At 68.6% G+C, this 17382-nt stretch carries 13 protein-coding genes; 7 read left to right on the forward strand and 6 right to left on the reverse strand.

Annotated features, from left to right (window positions below; all coding sequences use genetic code 11):
- Positions 1–103 precede the first annotated feature (103 nt).
- Positions 104–766, forward strand: coding sequence for a maleylacetoacetate isomerase (gene maiA / locus ACVCMB_RS15475; protein ID WP_447105610.1), 663 nt, complete (start codon positions 104–106; stop codon positions 764–766).
- Positions 767–923: 157 nt separating this feature from the next.
- On the opposite strand, the gene ACVCMB_RS15480 is transcribed toward maiA, so the two are convergent.
- Complete coding sequence (locus ACVCMB_RS15480; protein ID WP_395116475.1) at positions 924–2036, reverse strand: PilT/PilU family type 4a pilus ATPase; 1113 nt, start codon at positions 2034–2036, stop codon at positions 924–926.
- A gap of 72 nt (positions 2037–2108) precedes the next feature.
- Here ACVCMB_RS15480 and ACVCMB_RS15485 point away from each other — a divergent pair, with 72 nt between their 5' ends.
- The 5 genes from ACVCMB_RS15485 (at position 2109) to glmS (ending at position 7328) form a co-directional block, all read left to right on the forward strand.
- Entirely contained in the window at positions 2109–2693 is a 585-nt protein-coding gene (locus ACVCMB_RS15485) for a DUF4398 domain-containing protein (protein WP_447105611.1), read from the forward strand.
- A complete protein-coding gene (locus ACVCMB_RS15490) occupies positions 2690–3349 on the forward strand; it encodes a hypothetical protein (RefSeq protein ID WP_395116479.1) in 660 nt (219 codons plus the stop codon). The genes ACVCMB_RS15485 and ACVCMB_RS15490 overlap by 4 nt, the downstream gene beginning before the upstream one ends.
- Before the next feature lie 332 nt (positions 3350–3681).
- Positions 3682–3909, forward strand: coding sequence for a YdcH family protein (locus ACVCMB_RS15495; protein WP_136257589.1), 228 nt, complete (start codon positions 3682–3684; stop codon positions 3907–3909).
- A 151-nt stretch (positions 3910–4060) separates the two neighbouring features.
- A complete protein-coding gene (locus tag ACVCMB_RS15500) occupies positions 4061–5431 on the forward strand; it encodes a pyridoxal-phosphate dependent enzyme (RefSeq protein WP_447097185.1) in 1371 nt (456 codons plus the stop codon).
- A 67-nt stretch (positions 5432–5498) separates the two neighbouring features.
- Entirely contained in the window at positions 5499–7328 is a 1830-nt protein-coding gene (gene glmS, locus ACVCMB_RS15505; protein WP_447097184.1) for a glutamine--fructose-6-phosphate transaminase (isomerizing), read from the forward strand.
- Here the strand turns inward: glmS and ACVCMB_RS15510 are convergent.
- The 5 genes from ACVCMB_RS15510 to ACVCMB_RS15530 form a co-directional block, all read right to left on the reverse strand.
- Positions 7315–8895, reverse strand: a complete 1581-nt coding sequence (locus tag ACVCMB_RS15510; protein ID WP_447097183.1) for a glycoside hydrolase family 30 protein — start codon at positions 8893–8895, stop codon at positions 7315–7317. The two genes, glmS and ACVCMB_RS15510, sit on opposite strands and share 14 nt — an antisense overlap.
- 54 nt (positions 8896–8949) lie before the next feature.
- Positions 8950–10977: a glycoside hydrolase family 3 protein gene (locus ACVCMB_RS15515; RefSeq protein ID WP_447105612.1), complete on the reverse strand. Its 2028-nt coding sequence runs from the start codon at positions 10975–10977 to the stop codon at positions 8950–8952.
- Between the two features lie 407 nt (positions 10978–11384).
- A complete protein-coding gene (locus ACVCMB_RS15520; RefSeq protein WP_447105613.1) occupies positions 11385–13934 on the reverse strand; it encodes a TonB-dependent receptor in 2550 nt (849 codons plus the stop codon).
- Positions 13935–13984: 50 nt separating this feature from the next.
- Positions 13985–14821 carry a sulfotransferase family protein gene (locus ACVCMB_RS15525; RefSeq protein ID WP_447105614.1) on the reverse strand — a complete coding sequence of 279 codons (837 nt, stop codon included), beginning with the start codon at positions 14819–14821 and terminating at the stop codon, positions 13985–13987.
- 99 nt (positions 14822–14920) lie between these two features.
- Positions 14921–16003 carry a tetratricopeptide repeat protein gene (locus ACVCMB_RS15530; RefSeq protein WP_447105615.1) on the reverse strand — a complete coding sequence of 361 codons (1083 nt, stop codon included), beginning with the start codon at positions 16001–16003 and terminating at the stop codon, positions 14921–14923.
- A 289-nt stretch (positions 16004–16292) separates the two neighbouring features.
- Between ACVCMB_RS15530 and ACVCMB_RS15535 the strand changes: the two genes are divergently transcribed.
- Positions 16293–17363, forward strand: coding sequence for an aromatic ring-hydroxylating oxygenase subunit alpha (locus ACVCMB_RS15535; RefSeq protein ID WP_447105616.1), 1071 nt, complete (start codon positions 16293–16295; stop codon positions 17361–17363).
- Positions 17364–17382: the final 19 nt, after the last annotated feature.

Genomic DNA, 17382 nt, shown 5'->3' on the forward strand with positions numbered 1-17382 from the left:
AAACGCGGCCTGGCGAGGCACGCCGGGCCGACGACACGCGGGCGCGCGCAACGGCTGCACTTGTGGCTAAACTGCAGGCTATCCACGCAGGGGGAGACCGCTCATGGCGACCGGCTTGGTGCTCTACAGCTACTGGCGTTCCAGTGCTGCCTATCGCGTGCGCATCGCGCTGAACCTGAAGGGCCTGGACTACGAGACGCGTCCGGTGCACCTCGTGCGCGACGGCGGCGAGCAGCACACGGCGCAATACCAGGCGCTGAACCCGCTCGAATCCGTGCCGGTGCTGTGCGACGGCGACCGTGTGCTGACCCAGTCACTGGCGATCATGGAATACCTGGACGAGATGCACCCGGAGCTGGAAACCGCGCTGCTGCCGGTCGACGCCCGCGGCCGCGCCCAGGTGCGCGCGCTGGCCATGGCGGTGTGCTGCGACATTCACCCGCTGGGCAACCTGCGCGTGCTGCAGCATCTGGAGAAGGACTTCGGCGCCAGCGAGGAGCAGCGGGCAGCCTGGTCGCGGCACTGGATCGATGCCGGCTTCAAGGCGATCGAGGCCATGCTGGCGGAGAGCGCCGCCACCGGCCGCTACTGCCACGGCGAAACCCCGAGCATGGCCGATGCCTGCCTGATCCCGCAGGTCTACAACGCCATTCGCTGGAAACTGCCGCTCGACGACTACCCCACCATTACGCGCATCCACGCCGCCTGCAACGAGCTGGAAGCGTTTCAGCGTGCGGCGCCGGAGGCGCAACCCGACGCACCGTAAGCCGGGAATAGGGAATGGGGAATAGGGAATAGGAACTGCAAGAGCAGGAGCCGCGCTCCGCGCTTGGTTTTTCCGATTCCCGATTCCCGATTCCCTATTCCCGATTCCCTATTCCCGATTCCCGATTCCCTATTCCCGATTCCCTATTCCCGGCCCTTCAGAACCCCATCCCGTACGGGTCGTTGCCGGCCAGTTCGGCGCTGCTGTTGCCGCCTTCGGCGAGGCGGATCTTGAGGGCGAGGCCATCGCGGGAGTCGGATTTGCTGAGGGCCTCGTCCAGTTCCACGCGGCCCTCCTTGTACAGCTTGTACAGCGACTGGTCGAAGGTCTGCATGCCTTCCTGCAGGCTGCGATCCATGGCGTCCTTGATCTCGTGGATCTGGCCGCGGCGGATCATGTCGCGGATCAGCGGCGTGTTCAGCAGCACCTCGGCGGCCGGGATGCGGCGGCCGTCCTTGCCGATCACCAGGCGCTGGCTGATCACCGCGCGCAGGTTCAGCGCCAGGTTCATCAGCACGTTCTTGTGCGCCGATTCGGGGAAGAAGTTGAGGATGCGCTCCAGCGTCTGGTCGGAGTTGTTGGAGTGCAGCGTGGCCAGGCACAGGTGGCCGGTCTCGGAGAAGGCAATGGCCGCCTCCATCGTGTCGGTGTCGCGGATCTCGCCGATCATGATGACGTCCGGCGCCTCGCGCATCGCGTTCTTCAGCGCCTCGTGGTAGCTGTGCGTGTCCAGCCCGACCTCGCGCTGGTTGACGATCGAGCGCTTGTGCCGGTGCAGGTATTCGATCGGGTCCTCGATGGTGAGGATGTGCCCGGGCGACTGCGAGTTGCGCTGGTCGATCATCGCCGCCAGCGTGGTCGACTTGCCCGAGCCGGTGGCGCCCACCACCAGGATCAGTCCGCGCGGCTCCATGATCAGGTCGCGGAAGATCGGCGGCAGCTGCAGCTGCTCGATCGAGGGGATCTCGCTCTTGATCGCGCGGATCACCATGCCCACTTCGCCGCGCTGCTTGAAGACGTTGATGCGGAAGCGGCCGGCTTCCTTCACCGCCAATGCCATGTTCAGTTCGAGGTTGCGTTCGAACTGCGGCACCTGGCCCTCGTCCATCAGCGAATAGGCGATCTTCTTGACCATGCCGCTCGGCAGGCCGGTATTGCCCAGCGGATAAAGCTTGCCCTCGACCTTGATGTTCACCGGGGCACCGGTGGACAGGAACATGTCCGACGCGCCCTTGTCTACCATGAGCTTGAGGAAGTAGCCGATGTCCACGTTTTACCCCTGGGTTCCCGATGTACATTGCATTGCACGATTATGCCTGCCCACAATACGCTGCAACACACCATGAGGACTGTGATGTACTTCTTTTCCCCATCGGCCGCGCTCGCGCGCCGCATGCGCGCGGCGGCCACCATGCTGGCGCTGACCCTGGCCGTGGCCGGTTGCGCCACGGCGCCGCCGCCGAATGACGCGATGAACCTGGCCCAATACCAGCTGCAGGCCGCCCGCGACGCCGGCGCGGCGGATTACGCGCCGGTCGACCTCGGTTTCGCGCAGGACAAGTTCCAGCAGGCGCAGGAGGCGATGGCGGCGCGCAAGTTTGCCGATGCCGCGAACCTCGCCGAGGAATCCGGCGCCGATGCCGAACTGGCGCGGGTCAAGGCGCGGCTGGGCGCGGCCCGTGCCGAGATGCAGGGCAAGCTGCAGGAAAACACCCGCCTGCGCAGCGAGGGCGAGCAACTGGCCGCCCGGCAGCAGCAGATGGAACAGGCGATCCCGGCACCCGCCGCCGACTATTCCGCGCCGTTGCCGGTGGGCGACATGCCGGCGCCTTCGGCCTCGGTGCTCTCCGCGCCGGTCGACGGCACGCCGATCCCCGGCAATGACGATCCCGCGGCCGCCAGCAGCATTCCCGGAGGCCAGCCATGAAGCGCCTTGCCCAACTGCTCGCTGGCGCCGGCCTGGCGCTGGCCCTGGTCGGTGCCGCGCAGGCACGCCAGGACGACATCGACATCAACCGCCTGCGCGGCAGCCTGGACCAGCTTGCCAACGATCCCGGCCTCGGCCATTACGCCCTGTCCGAACAGGCGCGAGCCCGCGAGGCGATCCGCGCGCTGGAGGAGGCCGGACGTGGCGACCGGCCGCATGCCTTGTACCTCGCCGAGCGCCGCGTCGACCTGGCCAAGACCGCCGCGCAGTTGCAGGACGCCCAGGTCAAGCTGAACCAGCTCGATCGCGAACACGACCAGATCCTGCTCGCCAACAGCCGCCGCGAGGCGGACATGGCCCGGCTGGAGCTGGCCCGGCAGCGCCTGCAGAACCAGTTGGCGCAGGAGGAGGCCGCGCGCCTGCAGCAGCAGGGCATCGAATATTCGCAGCAGGCCGAGCAGGCGCGGGCCGAAGCCGAGCGGGCCAAGAAGCTGGCCGCGGCACAGAGCAAGGTGGCGCGGGCGGCCCGCCGCGAGGCGGCGCTGGCGGCGCAGGCGGCCAAGGCGATGCGCGCGCAGATGGACGATGGAAACACCCCGCCACCGGCTCCCGCCGAGCAGAAAAAGCCCACCCGCAAGCACTCCGCGGGGCACTGAAACGGCGCCGGGCGGCGCTTTGCCGCAGCGCCTCCACGGGCTGCGGCCAGCCGCCGCCCAATGCCTGCAAAACACTGTTTTGACAGGTATTTAATGCACCGACCGAAGTGTGATCCGACGCCTTGCGCCGGCCAGATCGGCGGAGTAGGGTCAAAGCCCCGGGAGGCATCCAGGCCACCGGGGTCAACGACCTGAATCATGCGCCCATCCCACGTTCAGATCCCCACCTGCGTTCCGGTTGACCGGCGTGGGTCGCGGGTGTGCGCCGATTCAGCTGTCGGCGGTCCGCCAACGTGGCGGCAACCGTCCGTTCACTCGCAGGAGGTCGGATCATGTTCGAAAACCAGCAGCGCGATGATGTCGAGGCATTGATGAAGGCGGACGCGGAGTTCCGCCGGCTTTATCAGCACCATCGGGAGCTCGACAGCAAGGTGCACGACGCCGATATCGGCGTGCTTCCCATCGACGACGCCACCCTCGCCGGCATGAAGAAGGAGAAACTGCTGGCCAAGGCGCGGCTTGAACGCATGTGGGCCGACAGGGCGCACCTCATCCACTGACGCAACGGTTCGCTGGCGCGGCCCCGGGTCTTCCCTGAAACAGTCATCGGGAAGATTGCCGGGGCCGCAGCGTATCCGGCGGCTCGGTTATCATGGGGGTTCTGCGGCCACGGCTTTGCGCCGACGCCGCCACGCCAGCGACGGAGCCCCCATGACGGTTCACCAGAGTGTCCTCGAACTGATCGGACACACCCCGATGGTTCGCGCGAGGCGCCTCGATACGGGTGCGTGCGAATTGTTCCTGAAACTCGAGAGCGCCAACCCCGGCGGCTCGATCAAGGACCGCATCGGCCTGTCGATGATCGAGGGCGCCGAGAAGGACGGCCGCATCCGCCCGGGCGACATCCTGGTCGAGGGCACCGCCGGCAACACCGGCCTGGGCCTGGCCCTGGTCGCGCAGCAGAAAGGCTACCGGCTGATCCTGGTGGTGCCGGACAAGATGAGCCGCGAGAAGATCTTCAACCTCAAGGCGATGGGCGCCGAAGTGGTGCTGACCCGCTCCGACGTGGCCAAGGGACACCCCGAGTACTACCAGGACATGGCCGAGCGGATCGCCCGCGAAACGCCCGGCGCCTACTTCATCAACCAGTTCGGCAACCCCGACAACCCGGCCGCGCACATCGCCAGCACCGGCCCGGAAATCCTCGAGCAGATGGACGGCAAGGTGGATGCCGTGGTGGTCGGCTGCGGCTCGTCCGGCACGCTGAGCGGGCTGTCGAAGTTCTTCGCCGAACATTCGCCGCAGACCGAGCTGATCCTGGCCGATCCGGTCGGCTCGATCCTGGCGCAGTACATCAACGAGGGTACGCTCTCGACCAAGTCGGCGAGCTGGATGGTCGAAGGCATCGGCGAGGATTTCCTGCCCTCGATCAGTGACTTCACCCGGGTGAAGAAGGCCTACGCGATCTCCGACAAGGAGAGCTTCCTGACCGCGCGCGAGCTGCTGGCGAAGGAAGGCATCCTGGGCGGCTCGTCGACCGGCACTCTGCTTGCCGCGGCGCTGCGCTACTGCCGCGAACAGACCACGCCGAAACGCGTGGTGACCCTGGTCTGCGACACCGGCAACAAGTATCTGTCCAAGCTCTACAACGACTACTGGATGCTCGACAACGGCTTCATCGAGCGCGAGCAGCACGGCGACCTGCGCGACCTTCTGCTGCGCCCGTTCGCCCAGCGCGACACCGTGGTGGTCGGCCCCAACGAGCTGCTGATCACCGCCTACAACCGCATGAAGCTGTACGACGTGTCGCAGTTGCCGGTGATGGACGGCCGCAAGCTGGTCGGCATCGTCGACGAGTCCGACGTGCTGATGCACGTGCACGCCGACGAGACGCGCTTCCGCGACCCGGTGTCCACCGCGATGATCGCCGACCTGCACCGGCTCGACGTGCGCTCGCCGATCGAATCGCTGCTGCCGGTGTTCGAGCGCGGCCACGTGGCCATCGTGGTCGACGGCGACGATTTCCTCGGCCTGATCACCCGCATCGACCTGCTGAACTGGCTGCGCCGCAAGGTGAATTGACCGGCCGCGCCAGGCACTTTCAAAACAGCCCGGGGCGACCCGGGCCAGAACCGAAGGAAGCTCCGCCATGTGTGGAATCGTTGCCGCCGTAGCCCAACGCGACGTCGCCCCGCTGCTTATCGCCGGCCTGAAAGCGCTCGAATACCGGGGCTACGACTCCTCCGGCGTGGCCGTGCTCGACCACGGCGCGATCCGCCGCGTGCGCGCCAAGGGCAAGGTGCGCGAGATGGAGGCGCTGTACTTGGCCGACCCGCTGTCCGGCGGCACCGGCATCGCGCATACCCGCTGGGCCACCCATGGCGTGCCGAACGAGGCGAACGCGCACCCGCACATCGCCGGCCGGGTGGCGATCGTGCACAACGGCATCATCGAGAACTACGCCGGCCTGCGCGCCGAGCTGCAGGCCGCCGGCCACGTGTTCACTTCGGAAACCGACACCGAGGTGATGGCCGCGCTGATCGACCGACGCATCGGCCAGGGCCAGAACCTGCGCGAGGCGGTGCTGGCCACCGTGCGCGAGCTGGAAGGCGCCTATGCGATCGCGGTGCTCAGCAGCGACGAGCCCGATCGCGTGGTCGGCGCGCGCCGCGGCGCGCCGCTGCTGGTCGGCCTCGGCATCGGCGAGAACTTCCTCGGCTCCGACGCGCAGGCGCTGATCCAGGTCACCAACAAGATGCTGCACCTGGACGAGGACGACGTGGTGGAAATCACCCGCGACAGCGTGCAGGTGTTCGCGCTGGACGGCACGCCGGTCGAGCGCAAGGTGTACGAGAGCGAGCTGTCCACCGACGCGGTCGAGCGCGGCGAGTACCGCCACTACATGCAGAAGGAGATCTTCGAGCAGCCGCGCGCGGTGGCCGACACGCTTGAAGCGCGCATCGGCCCGCACGGCGTGCTGCCGAACATCTTCGGCATCGACAGCGAGGCGCTGCTCGCCGCCACCCGCGGCGTGCACATCATCGCCTGCGGCACCAGCTACCACGCCGGCCTCGTCGCCAAGTACTGGATCGAGGAATTCGCGCGCCTGCCGGTCGCGGTGGAGGTGGCCAGCGAGTACCGCTACCGCGAGACCGTGGTGCCGCCCGGCACGCTGTTCCTGGCAATCTCGCAGTCGGGCGAAACCGCCGACACGCTGGCCGCGATGCGCGAGTCGCGCCGACGCGGCTACCTCGGCACCCTGGTCATCTGCAACTCGCCGGAGTCGTCGCTGGTGCGCGAGGCCGACCTCAAGCTGATGACCCGCGCCGGCCCCGAGATCGGCGTCGCCTCGACCAAGGCGTTCACCACGCAGCTGGCCGGCCTGGCGCTATTGGCGCTGGAGCTGGCGCGCCGCAACGGCCTCGACGCGTCGCGCTACGCGGCGCTGTGCGAGGAGCTGCAGCGCCTGCCGCGCGCGATCGAGAACGCACTGAAGCTGGAGCCGGCGATCATCGACCTGGCCGGCGATTTCATCCATCGCCAGCACGCGCTGTTCCTCGGCCGCGGCGCGCACTACCCGGTGGCGCTGGAAGGTTCGCTCAAGCTCAAGGAAATCTCCTACATCCACGCCGAGGCCTACCCCGCCGGCGAGCTCAAGCACGGCCCGCTGGCGCTGGTCGACGAGAACATGCCGGTGGTGGCGGTGGCGCCGAACGGACCGCTGCTGGACAAGCTGAAATCCAACCTGCAGGAAGTACGCGCCCGCGGCGGTCGCCTGATCGTGTTCGCCGACGGCTCCGCCGGCATGGACGACACCGCCGGCAACGGCGTGACCCTGCGCGTGGAATCCGGCGGCAACTTCATCGCCCCCGCCGTGTTCACCGTGCCGCTGCAACTGCTCGCCTACCACGTCGCCGTGCTGCGCGGCACGGACGTGGATCAACCGCGCAACCTGGCCAAGTCGGTCACCGTGGAGTAGGGCCCGATCCGCCGGCGCTGCCCGGCGTGGCGGGTGGCGTGATCGTGGCGGCGGTGGCCGGCTTGGCCGCGACGGCTCCCGGTTGCCACACGAAGGTCGCCACGCTTTCCGCCGGCATGGTGTAGCGGAAGTCGAGCCCGCCCTGCTGCACGGAGACTTCGTGCGGCACGGTCTTGCCGTTGACCAGTATCAGCACGATCGATCCGCCGTCTGGGTTGCGGAAGGCGACGTTCTTGATGTCGTTGCCGGTGTCGGTGGACCAGATGCGCACGGCGCCGGGGTGGATGAAGCGGCTGTAATGGGCGAACGCATAGTACTCGTCGTTGCGGCTCACCGCGCCGCTGCGCGAGTCGATCGTGACGATGCCCTTGCAGGTATCGCAGCCGCCGAAGTGCGGGCCGTAGTTTTCGTCCAGCGCAAGGTTCCAGTACACCACGCCGCGCGCCCAGTTGCGCAGGCCGCCGAGCAGCAGGTCGCGCGCGAACCAGAGCAGTTCGCCGTGCTTGCTGGATTCCCAGTCGCCGCCGGAACACTCGGTGATGTAGGCGTCCTTGCGCGGAAAGGAGTGGTGCACGTCGCTCTGCGCGCCGGGCGTGCCGCGGTAGCAGTGCCAGGCGATGCCGTCCAGGTAGCGCGCGGCCTCGGCGTCGTAGAGCACGTCCAGCGGTTGCTGCGGTTCGTCCCAGTTGTGGTCCCAGCCGAAGATGTGCGTGGGCGGCTTGCGCCCGGCCAGCGCGGGGCCTAGGTACTGCGCGATGATGCGCGCGCGCTGCCCGGCGGAGAGCAGCATGCCGGGGTAGGTCAGCGGCACGAAGCCTGGCTCGTTCTGCAGGGTCAGCGCGAAGATCGGGATGCCGTAGCTGCGGTAGGTGTCGACGTACTTCACCAGGTACTGCGCATAGGCCGCCTCGTACTCTTCGAGCAGGCTGCCGCCGATCAGGTTGGCGCTGGTCTTCATCCACGCCGGCGCGCTCCACGGCGAGGCGATGATGCGCAGCTGCGGGTCGATCGCCAGCGTCTCCTGCACGGTGGGGATGAGGTAGGGCACGTTGGCCGCGACGTTGAAATGCTGCAGCTCGGGGTCGACCTCGCCGGCGGGCATGTCGTCCAGCGTGTACGGTTGCAGCGAGAAATCCGAGGCGCCGATGGTCAGCCGGACCATGTTGAAATCGAGCCCGGGCGGCGGGCCGAACAGTTCGAGCAGCAGCGCGTGGCGCGCCGGTGCGCTCAGCTTGTTCTGCAGCAGCCAGGCCGAGGCATCGGTCAGTGCCGCGCCGAAGCCGACGATGGACTGGTAGGTCTTGCTGGTGTCGATGACCACGTCGGCAGGCGTCGATGTCGCGTCGCTGGCCGGCACGTCGGCCTGTCGCGCCAGCCGCAGGCGGCGATCCTGCGTGCTCAGCCACAGCTCGATGCCGGGGCCGCTCGGTTGCGCGACCGGCGCGGCGGGGAGGACGATCGGCGCTGCCGGGCGCTGCGCCACCCGCAGCGCGAGCAGCGCCAGCAGCGAGATCAGCGCGAACGACGCGATGGCGAACCAGCGCGGGACACCGCGAGCGTCATCCATGCAGCATGCCGGCCGGAGGCGTGGTCTGGGGTGGCATGGGGGAGACGCCGGTCGTCACGGCGTGCCCGGCTTGGCACAGGCGTGGATCGCCGACGAGGTGGGCAGCGTTTCCACCTCGTGCGCCGCCGCGTAGCGCAGCCCGTAGCCGGGAGCGAACAGCCAGGCCCGGTCGTGGTCGGCGCTCTGGTACGGGCAGGGCAGGCCGGGCCAGGGCATCGGCAGCGTGCCGTGGAAATCGTGCGGCCCTGCGCCACCGGCGTGGGCGAACAGCACGTCCGCCACGCCGCCGCCTTCGGTGCCCGGCAGCCACGCCGCGACGAAGGCATCGGACAGGTTGAGCAGGTCGTTGACGAACAGCGGTCGCCCGGACACGAATACCGTCACCACCGGCTTGTGCGCCTTGGCCACGGCCTGCAGCACGGCGAGATCCTCCGGGTAGCGATCGCTGTGGCGCAGCGTGGCCGGCAACGTGATGTCGCCTGTCATCTCCGCGTACGGGGTTTCCCCGATCACCGCCACGATGGCGTCGAAGGGTGCAAGGTTGATGCCGGCGGCGGTCGGGCTGTAGCTGACGTTCGCGGCGCCGTCGGCGGCGCGGATGCCGGCGAGGATCGTCTCGCCGTGCGGGAAGTCGGCGTTGCCGTTGTCGTTGCCCTGCCAGCTCAGCGACCAGCCGCCGGCCTGATTCGGCAGGCTGTCGGCGCTCTTGCCGACCACCAGGATCTTCGCGCCGGCCCGCAGCGGCAGCGCGCGGTGGTTGTTCTTCAGCAGCACCAGCGACTCGCGTACCGCGCGGCGCGCCAGCTCGCGATGCTGCAGGGCGGTGGCGTCGCCGGCGCCTTGTCGCTGCGAGGGCCGCTTGCCGAACAGGCCCATGCGCAGCTTGGCGCGCACGATCCGGCTCACCGCGTCGTCGATGCGGCTGATCGGGATCTGGCCGTCCTCGACCTGCCGGGTGGTGTTGGCGATGAAGGCCTGCCAGTCGTCGGGCACCATCACCATGTCGATGCCGGCGTTGATCGCCTGCGCGCAGCTGGCGTTGTTGCAGCCGGGCAGCTGGCCGATCGCGTTCCAGTCGGATACCACGAAGCCGTCGAAGCCCATCTTCTCCTTGAGCACGCCGGTGAGCAGCGCGCGGGCGCCGGACATCTTGCCGTAGTCGATCCCGTCAGCCACGTCGTCCCAGCTGTTGTAGGACGCCATCACGCTGAGCACGCCGGCGCGCAGCGCGCCGAAGTAGCCGGCGCCGTGCACGTTGATCATGTCCTGCCGGCTGACCCGGGCCTGGCCCTCGTCGACGCCGTTCCAGGTGGCGCCGTCGCCGATGAAGTGCTTGGCGGTGGCCATCACGTGGTGATCGTCGAAGTCGCCCTGCAGCCCGGTGACATAGGCGCGCGCGTACTCGCGCACCAGCGGCGCCTCGCTGGAAAAGCTCTCGTAGGTGCGGCCCCAGCGCACGTTCTGCGCCACCGCCAGGGTCGGCGCGAAGGCCCAGTCGATGCCGGTGGCGCGCACCGCCCTGGCGGTGGCCCGGCCGATCGCCTCGACCAGCGCCGGGTCGTGCGCCGCGCCCAGGCCGATGTTGTGCGGGAACAGGGTGGCGCCGAACACGTTGTTGTCGCCATGCACCGCGTCGGTGCCCCAGATCACCGGGATCTGCACCTTCGCATCGGTGGCCATCGAGGCGTCGCGGTAACGGTCGGCCAGGGCGAGCCAGTCGCCGATGCCGGCGTGCTTGTTCTTCCCCGGCCAGGAACCGCCGCCGTTGAGCACCGAGCCGATGTAGTACTGCTTCACCTGCGCCGGCGTGATCGACTTGATCTCGGCCTGGGTCATCTGGCCGATCTTCTGCGCCAGCGTCATGCCGGCCACGATCGCGCGCACGCGCTGCTCCAGCGCCGGGTCGGCACCCGACGGGCCGCGTATCGACGGCCAGTCCCGGTAATGGGTCGGGCCGGGCGGGGCGTCGGCGACCGGCGCCTGGTGCGCTGGCGAGGGGCCGGTATCGGCGGCGGGGGCGCTGCCGGCGCAGGCCAGCAGCAGGGGCAGGGAGAAAAACCACGGGCAGCGGATACGAACCATGGGAAAGCCTCATCGCGTGGACCATCGCCCGGCAAGATCCTCGCGCGCGCGGCGCAGGCAGGGGAACGATGTCGTCAGCGCCACTTTAGCGCGCTCGCGGATCGACGGATTCGACGCTGCGTCACATCAGGCGCGCCCGATGGCGCAAGCAGGGCGCCGCCGGTGCGCGGCCGGTCACGCGCCATCGCCGCACCGACACGGCCGGTGCCCGGCATGAGCGGGGCACCGGTGTGTCGCGGATGGCTTGCGGAAGGCCTGGGCCACCGGCTTCTTGCTCGTCATTCCTGCGAGGGCAGGAATCCAGTGCCTTGACGCCGCATGGCTCGGATGCACTGGATCCCGGCCTGACCGGCCCTTCGGCCGTTGAAAAGCGCCTCGCCGGGATGACGAGCAAGATCAGGGCGTCCTCAGAAGTCCTGCTTGAAGCGGATGCCGATGGTGCGCGGCAGGCTGTAGCCGGTGTAGACCTGACCGTTCGGGTACTGCGCCACCACGCCGTGCGCGCCGCAGACGTCGACGCCGCACTCGGTGTACTTGTATTGCGCGGCGCGCTTGTCGAAGGCGTTGTTGATGTAGACGTCGGCCGACCAGCTGCCTTTCTGCACGCCGGCGGACAGGTCCAGCGTGTTGTACGCGGGCAGGTCGCCGAGCAGCGCGCGCTCGCTCAGGCGAAGGTCGGTCGTGCGCTTGCCGACGTGGACCAGCGCCGCCTGCACGAACGCATCGCTGTCACCGAGGGTGAAGCTGTAGTGCGCGATCAGGTTGCCCTTGAACTTCGGCGTGATCGGCAGCTGGGTGCCCTTGGGCGCCAGTGGCCCGGACACCACGCTGCCGTCTTGCGGATTGAGCGAGCCGGGCGGGCAGTCGGTGATCGGGCGTCCGCTGGCGTCGGTGAAGCCGCAATAGTTGGCGGTGAGCCGCGCGCGGTACAGCGCCCAGCCGGCGGTCAGCTGCAGGTTGTAGGTGGCCTGCCAGTTCAGTTGCGACTCGAGGCCTTCGATGCGCGCGGAGTTGGCGTTCTTGATTTCGGTGAGGCCGTTCGCGCCCAGGATCGGGAACTGGAAATCGTTCCAGGTTTCGCGGAACACCGCACCGTTGAAGGACACCCGGTTGTCCAGCCACGAGGTCTTCCAGCCCAGCTCCTGGTTGATCAGGAAGTCGGCGTGGTACGGCAGCAGGGTGCCGCGCCGGTTGACGCCGCCGGGGCGGAAGCCTTCCGAGCGGGTGGCGTAGATCATCTTGGTGTCGCTGATGTTCCAGGTCAGGTTGAACTTGGTGAGGTTGCCGCTCTCCTTCACCCGCTTGTCGAAGTCCAGGCACGGCGCGCCCATGAACGGCTCGGGCGACACGCAGGCGGCCTCGCCCTGGCTGGAGGAGAAGCCCGCGCCGTAGCCGAAGTAGCCGTACAGCTGGTTGCTGGTGCGGTAGTAGCGCTCGCCGACGGTGCCGGTGAGCACGTCGGGGATGAAATCCCACGACAGTTCGCCGAACAGCGCCTCGTCGCGGTCGTAACGCATCTGCCGGGTCAGCCAGATGGTGTCGTTCCAGCCGGTGACGGAGATCGCGTCGGCCAGGCCGTCGACCTGGTAGTTCTGCAGGATGTCGTGCTTCTGCTTCTGCCAGAAGGCGCCGGCGACCAGGCGCAGGCGATCGTCCGCCGGCGAGACCAGGCGCAGCTCGTGGCTGCTGTTGGTGTAGCCGTCGCGGTCGCTGATGTGCTGCGAAGGATTGACCAGCGCGCCGTTGTTGTCATAGAAGGACGCGCCGGAGCCGTACAGCGCGTCGTACCAGAAGCCGTAGTCGCTGTAGTCGGTCTGTTCCTCCTGGTTGCGCTTGAGGTGCGCGTAGGCATAGGTCAGGTCGAAGTTGCCGATCTTGCCCTGCACGGTCAGCGCACCCTGCCACCAGCGGTCGTTGACGCGCTCGGGGTAGAAGTGCGTGACGGCCAGGTCGCCCACCGCCGGGTCGCTGGCGAAGTTGCCGTGCGAGATGGTCTGCTGCCCCATCAGCATCGGCGTGATCGACCAGTTGTCGTCGAGATCGACCTTCAGCGCGGCGCGCGCGCCGGTGATATTGGCGTCGTTGTAATTGTCCTTGGCATGGCCGACGCACTGGAACGTCGACGAAGGCGAGGTTCCGCTCGCCGTGCAGTCGGGCGCGTTGCTGATGGTGATGCCCGAGGTGGGGAAGGTGCGCGAGCCGGCCTTGTTGTCGATGTAGCCGGCGTCGTGCTCGCGCCAGCCGACCAGGCGGATCGCGGCCTTCGAGTTGATCGGCAGGTTGAGCATGCCCTCGGCCGTGTAGCCGATGCCGCCGTGCGCGAGCGTGTCCACGCCCAGGCTGTAGCTGGCCGCGTAACCGCTGGGGTCGGGCTTGTTGGTGATGATGCGCAAGGCGCCGGCCTCGGCGCTGGCGCCGTACAGCGTGCCCTGCGGGCCGGCCAGCACCTCGATGCGGGCGATGTCGTACATGTGGATGTCGAGCGGACCCTGGATCGTCGTCACCGGCTGGTCGTCGAGGTACACGCCCACGCTCGGCTGCGAGCCGGAGTGGTTGGTATTGCCGCCGCTGGTCACGCCGCGCATGTAGATCGAGACGAAGCCGGGGCCGGTGGCGATGCCGCCGCCGCCCTGCTGGAACGTCACGCTGGGCAGGTACTTCACGTAGTCGTCGAAGCTCTTCACGTGCAGCGCTTCGAGCTGGTCGGTGGCCAGCACGTCCATGCTGATCGGCACCTTCTGCAGGTTCTCCGTGCGCTTCTGCGCGGTCACCGTGACCACGCCGAGCGTGGTGGTTTTCTGCTTTGTCGATGACGTGGTGTCGGGCGGCGTGGACTGCCCGGTGTCCTGCGCCACGGCGGGTGCCGCCATGGCGAGGCAGATGGCGGCTGCCAGCGGCAACCGGATCAACGTCGCCCGCCGGGCGTTCATGACCTGTCTGGACCTGCTTGTGTGCATGCGATCTCCCCTTGTCCGGTGAACGGCAAACCAACCAAACCCCCAACCTTTCAGATGAACCCTGGCACCTCGGGATAGCTGTGCAGCACCGGCCCGAGGGCGCGTTCCAGCGGCCCCAGCCACGGCGCAAACCGGCGCCAGTGGTCCACGCCTTCGCGATAGATCGGTCGGCGCACCTGCTCCGAACTGGCGGTGTGCACCGGCCGCGGGTTCTCGAAGAAGCGCAGGCACGCGTCCTCGAACGGCAGGCCGCAATAATCGAGCAGGCGGCGAACCTCGCCCTCGGTGTCCGCCACCATGCGCTCGTAGAACACGCGGTGGATGCGCCCGGGCAGCACCGTGTCGAAGTGCGCCATCAGGCGGACATAGTCGCGGTAGTAGCGCCCGACATCCTCGAGGTCGTAGCTGAAACTCTGCCCGCGCGCGAAGTGCTGCTTGAACGCCGAGAAGCAGCACGCCAGCGGATGCCGGCGCGCGTCGATGATCTTTGCATTCGGCAGCATGAGGTGGATCAGGCCGACGTGCATGAAGTTGTTCGGCATCTTGTCGATGAACAGCGGTGCCGCGGTTTTGCGCTGGATGCGGGTGTGCGCGAGGTAGTGCTCGCCGAGCGCGCGCAGCGCGTCGGCGTCGAGCGCGGCCAGCGCATCGTGGTAGGGCGTCGCGCTGTCGCCCTCGCCCTGCCGGCGCAGGCTGCGGGAGATCGAGGCGACTTCGGGCAGCTCCATCGTGCCTTCGACCTGGCTGTGGCTGGACAGGATCTGCTCGATCAGGGTGGAGCCGGCGCGCGGCAGCCCGACCACGAAGATCGGATCGCGCGCCGGGCAACCCATGCCCGCGCGCGCAGCGAAGAAATCGCCGGTGTAGTGCGCGCAGGCGTGGGCCACCCGCGCGCTGGTCTCGTCCGCGCTGTAGTGCAGTTGCGCGCGGCGGATCGCGTTGCCGCGCGCGTAGTGGGCGAAGGAATCCGCGCAGGCGTCGGCGTCCTAGCGCGCCTTGCCCATGGCGAACTCCAGGTGCAGGCGATCCTCGTCCGACAGGTCGGCGCGTGCCAGCTGATCGCTCATGGTGGCGAGGTCGGCCGCGCTGAAGCGGAAGGTCTTGAGGTTGGCCAGGCTCCACCAGACTTCGCCGAAGGAGGGCAGGCGTTCCACACTGTGCCGGTAGGCGGCGATCGCGCGGTCGCCGAACCCGGCGGTCTTCAGCGCGTGGCCGTAGCTCATCCACAGGCGCGGGTTGTCGGGGTAGCGCTGCACCAGGTCGGCGTAGATCGCGATGGCCGGCTCGTAATCGCCGATGCGGCACAACACCACCGCCTTGAGATTGCGGTAGGCCGGGTGCTGCGGGTCGTTCGCCAGCAGGTGTTCGATCTGCGCCAGCGCCTGCTCGGGCTGGTTGCTGCGATGCAGGACCATGGCGTAGTGCTGACGTGCGGCGTCGAAACCGGGGGCCAGTTCGAGGCAGCGTGCGAGCAGGTTCAGCGCATCCTCGTTGCGGCCCACGCGGGCGGCGACTTCGGCGAACATGCGGATCGCCGCGACGTCGGTGGGCGCCTGTTTGAGATGCTCGCGCAGCAGCGCCTCGGCCTGCGGGATGCGGCCTTCGGCGAGCGCCACGGCGGCGCCCATCAGGCGCGGGTCGTGGGTGGAATGCAGCACGTGCCTGGCGTAGGCGGCGTCGGCCGCGTCCTGCTCGCCGGCGGCCATCAGGTGGTCGCCGAGTTCGCGCCAGGCTTGCGGCAGGTCGGGTTTCAGCGCGACCGCGCGGCGCAGCGCGGCGATCGCCTCCTCGCCACGGCCGAGCCGGCCCAGCACCACGCCCAGGTCAAGCTGCAGCGCCGCCCATGTCGGTTGCGACGGCGCCAGCGGAAGCAGGATGTCGAGCGCGGCCTGGGCATCGCCCTGGCGCAAGTGCGCGGCTGCCAGCAGTTGCAGCGCCAACGGATGCGCGCCGACCACTTGCAGGATCTCCTCCAACTGCTCCACCGCCAGCGCGGGGTCGCGTTGCAGCAGCCGCTCCGCGTGCGCCAGCGCCTGTTCCAGCGTGCCGCTGGCCGACGCCGCGATCATGCGTCGCCTCGTCGCGGCGACGAAAACGGCCCACGCGGTGCGATGGGGCGAAGTGGCGACAGCAGTACGGCGCCTGGCATGGACGGCAGCGGCTTCTCGCAGGTTTCACCGCAATCTACAACCGAATCCGGCCGGTAGATAGGGGTGCCGGATCGTACCGGCCGGCCGGGCGTCAGTGCGGTTGCCGCCGGTTCGGCACAAGCGCTAGGCTCAGCGGGGCGCCCCTGCCGGGACGGGCGGGCGGCGCCGGCCGGGTTGTTTGCGGCCATCCAACCGGGGACAGCAATCCATGCACACCGACACCGTCGCTGAACCGCTCGACCGCGCGCACGCCTTGCCCGCGCGCTACTACGCGGGGGAGGCGATGCTCGCGATGGAGCAGCGCGCGGTGTTCGCGCGCAGCTGGCAACTGGTCGCGCAGCAGGGGCAGCTGACCGGGCCCGGTGACCACGCGGTCGAACAAGTCGCCGGCGTGCCGTTGCTGCTGGTGCGCGGCGAGGACGGCGTGCTGCGTGCCTTCCCCAATGTCTGCCGCCACCGCGCCGGTCCGCTGGCGCTGTGCGACGGCAAGGGCGCGCGGGCGCTGCACTGCAAGTACCACGGCTGGACCTACACCCTCGACGGCCAGCTGCGCAGCGCGCCGGAAATGCAGGGCGCCGCCGATTTCCGCGTGGAGGACATCCGCCTGCCGCCGTACCGCGTGCACGAGTGGCAGGGGCTGGTGTTCGTCGCGCTGGACGAGGAGGTGCCGCCGTTCGAGCAGGTCTACGGCGGCATCGCCGAGCGCATCGCGCCGATCGACCTGGCGGCGATGCGCTACCTGCGCCGCGACACCTACGACATCGACTGCAACTGGAAGGTCTATGTCGACAACTTCCTCGAGGGTTACCACCTGCCGCACGTGCATCCGGGCCTGTCGAAGGTGCTGGACTATCGCGCCTACGACACCGAGCTGTTCGCGTGGCACTCGCTGCAGTCCTCGCCATTGCGCAACAGCACCGACATCTACGGCGACGGCGAGGCGTTCTATTACTTCGTCTACCCCAACGTGATGCTCAACATCATGCCCGGCCGGCTGCAGACCAACCGCATCCTGCCGCTGGGTCCGGATCGCTGCCGCATCGTGTTCGACTACTACTACGCGCAGGACGCCGCGGCGCAGGCGCGCATGGAGGCCGACCGCAGCTTCAGCGACGAGGTGCAGAACGAGGACATCGGCATCTGCGAAGCGGTGCAGCGCGGGCTGGCTTCCGGCGCCTACCGTCCGGGCCGGCTCAACCCGAAGCGCGAGAGCGGCGTGTGGCATTTCCAGAACCTGTTGCGCGCGGCATACGCGGGACCGGCCGGCGAGTCGGCATGAGCGCGCCGGCCGTGGCGGT

This window comes from Rhodanobacter sp. UC4443_H10 (assembly GCF_052978325.1).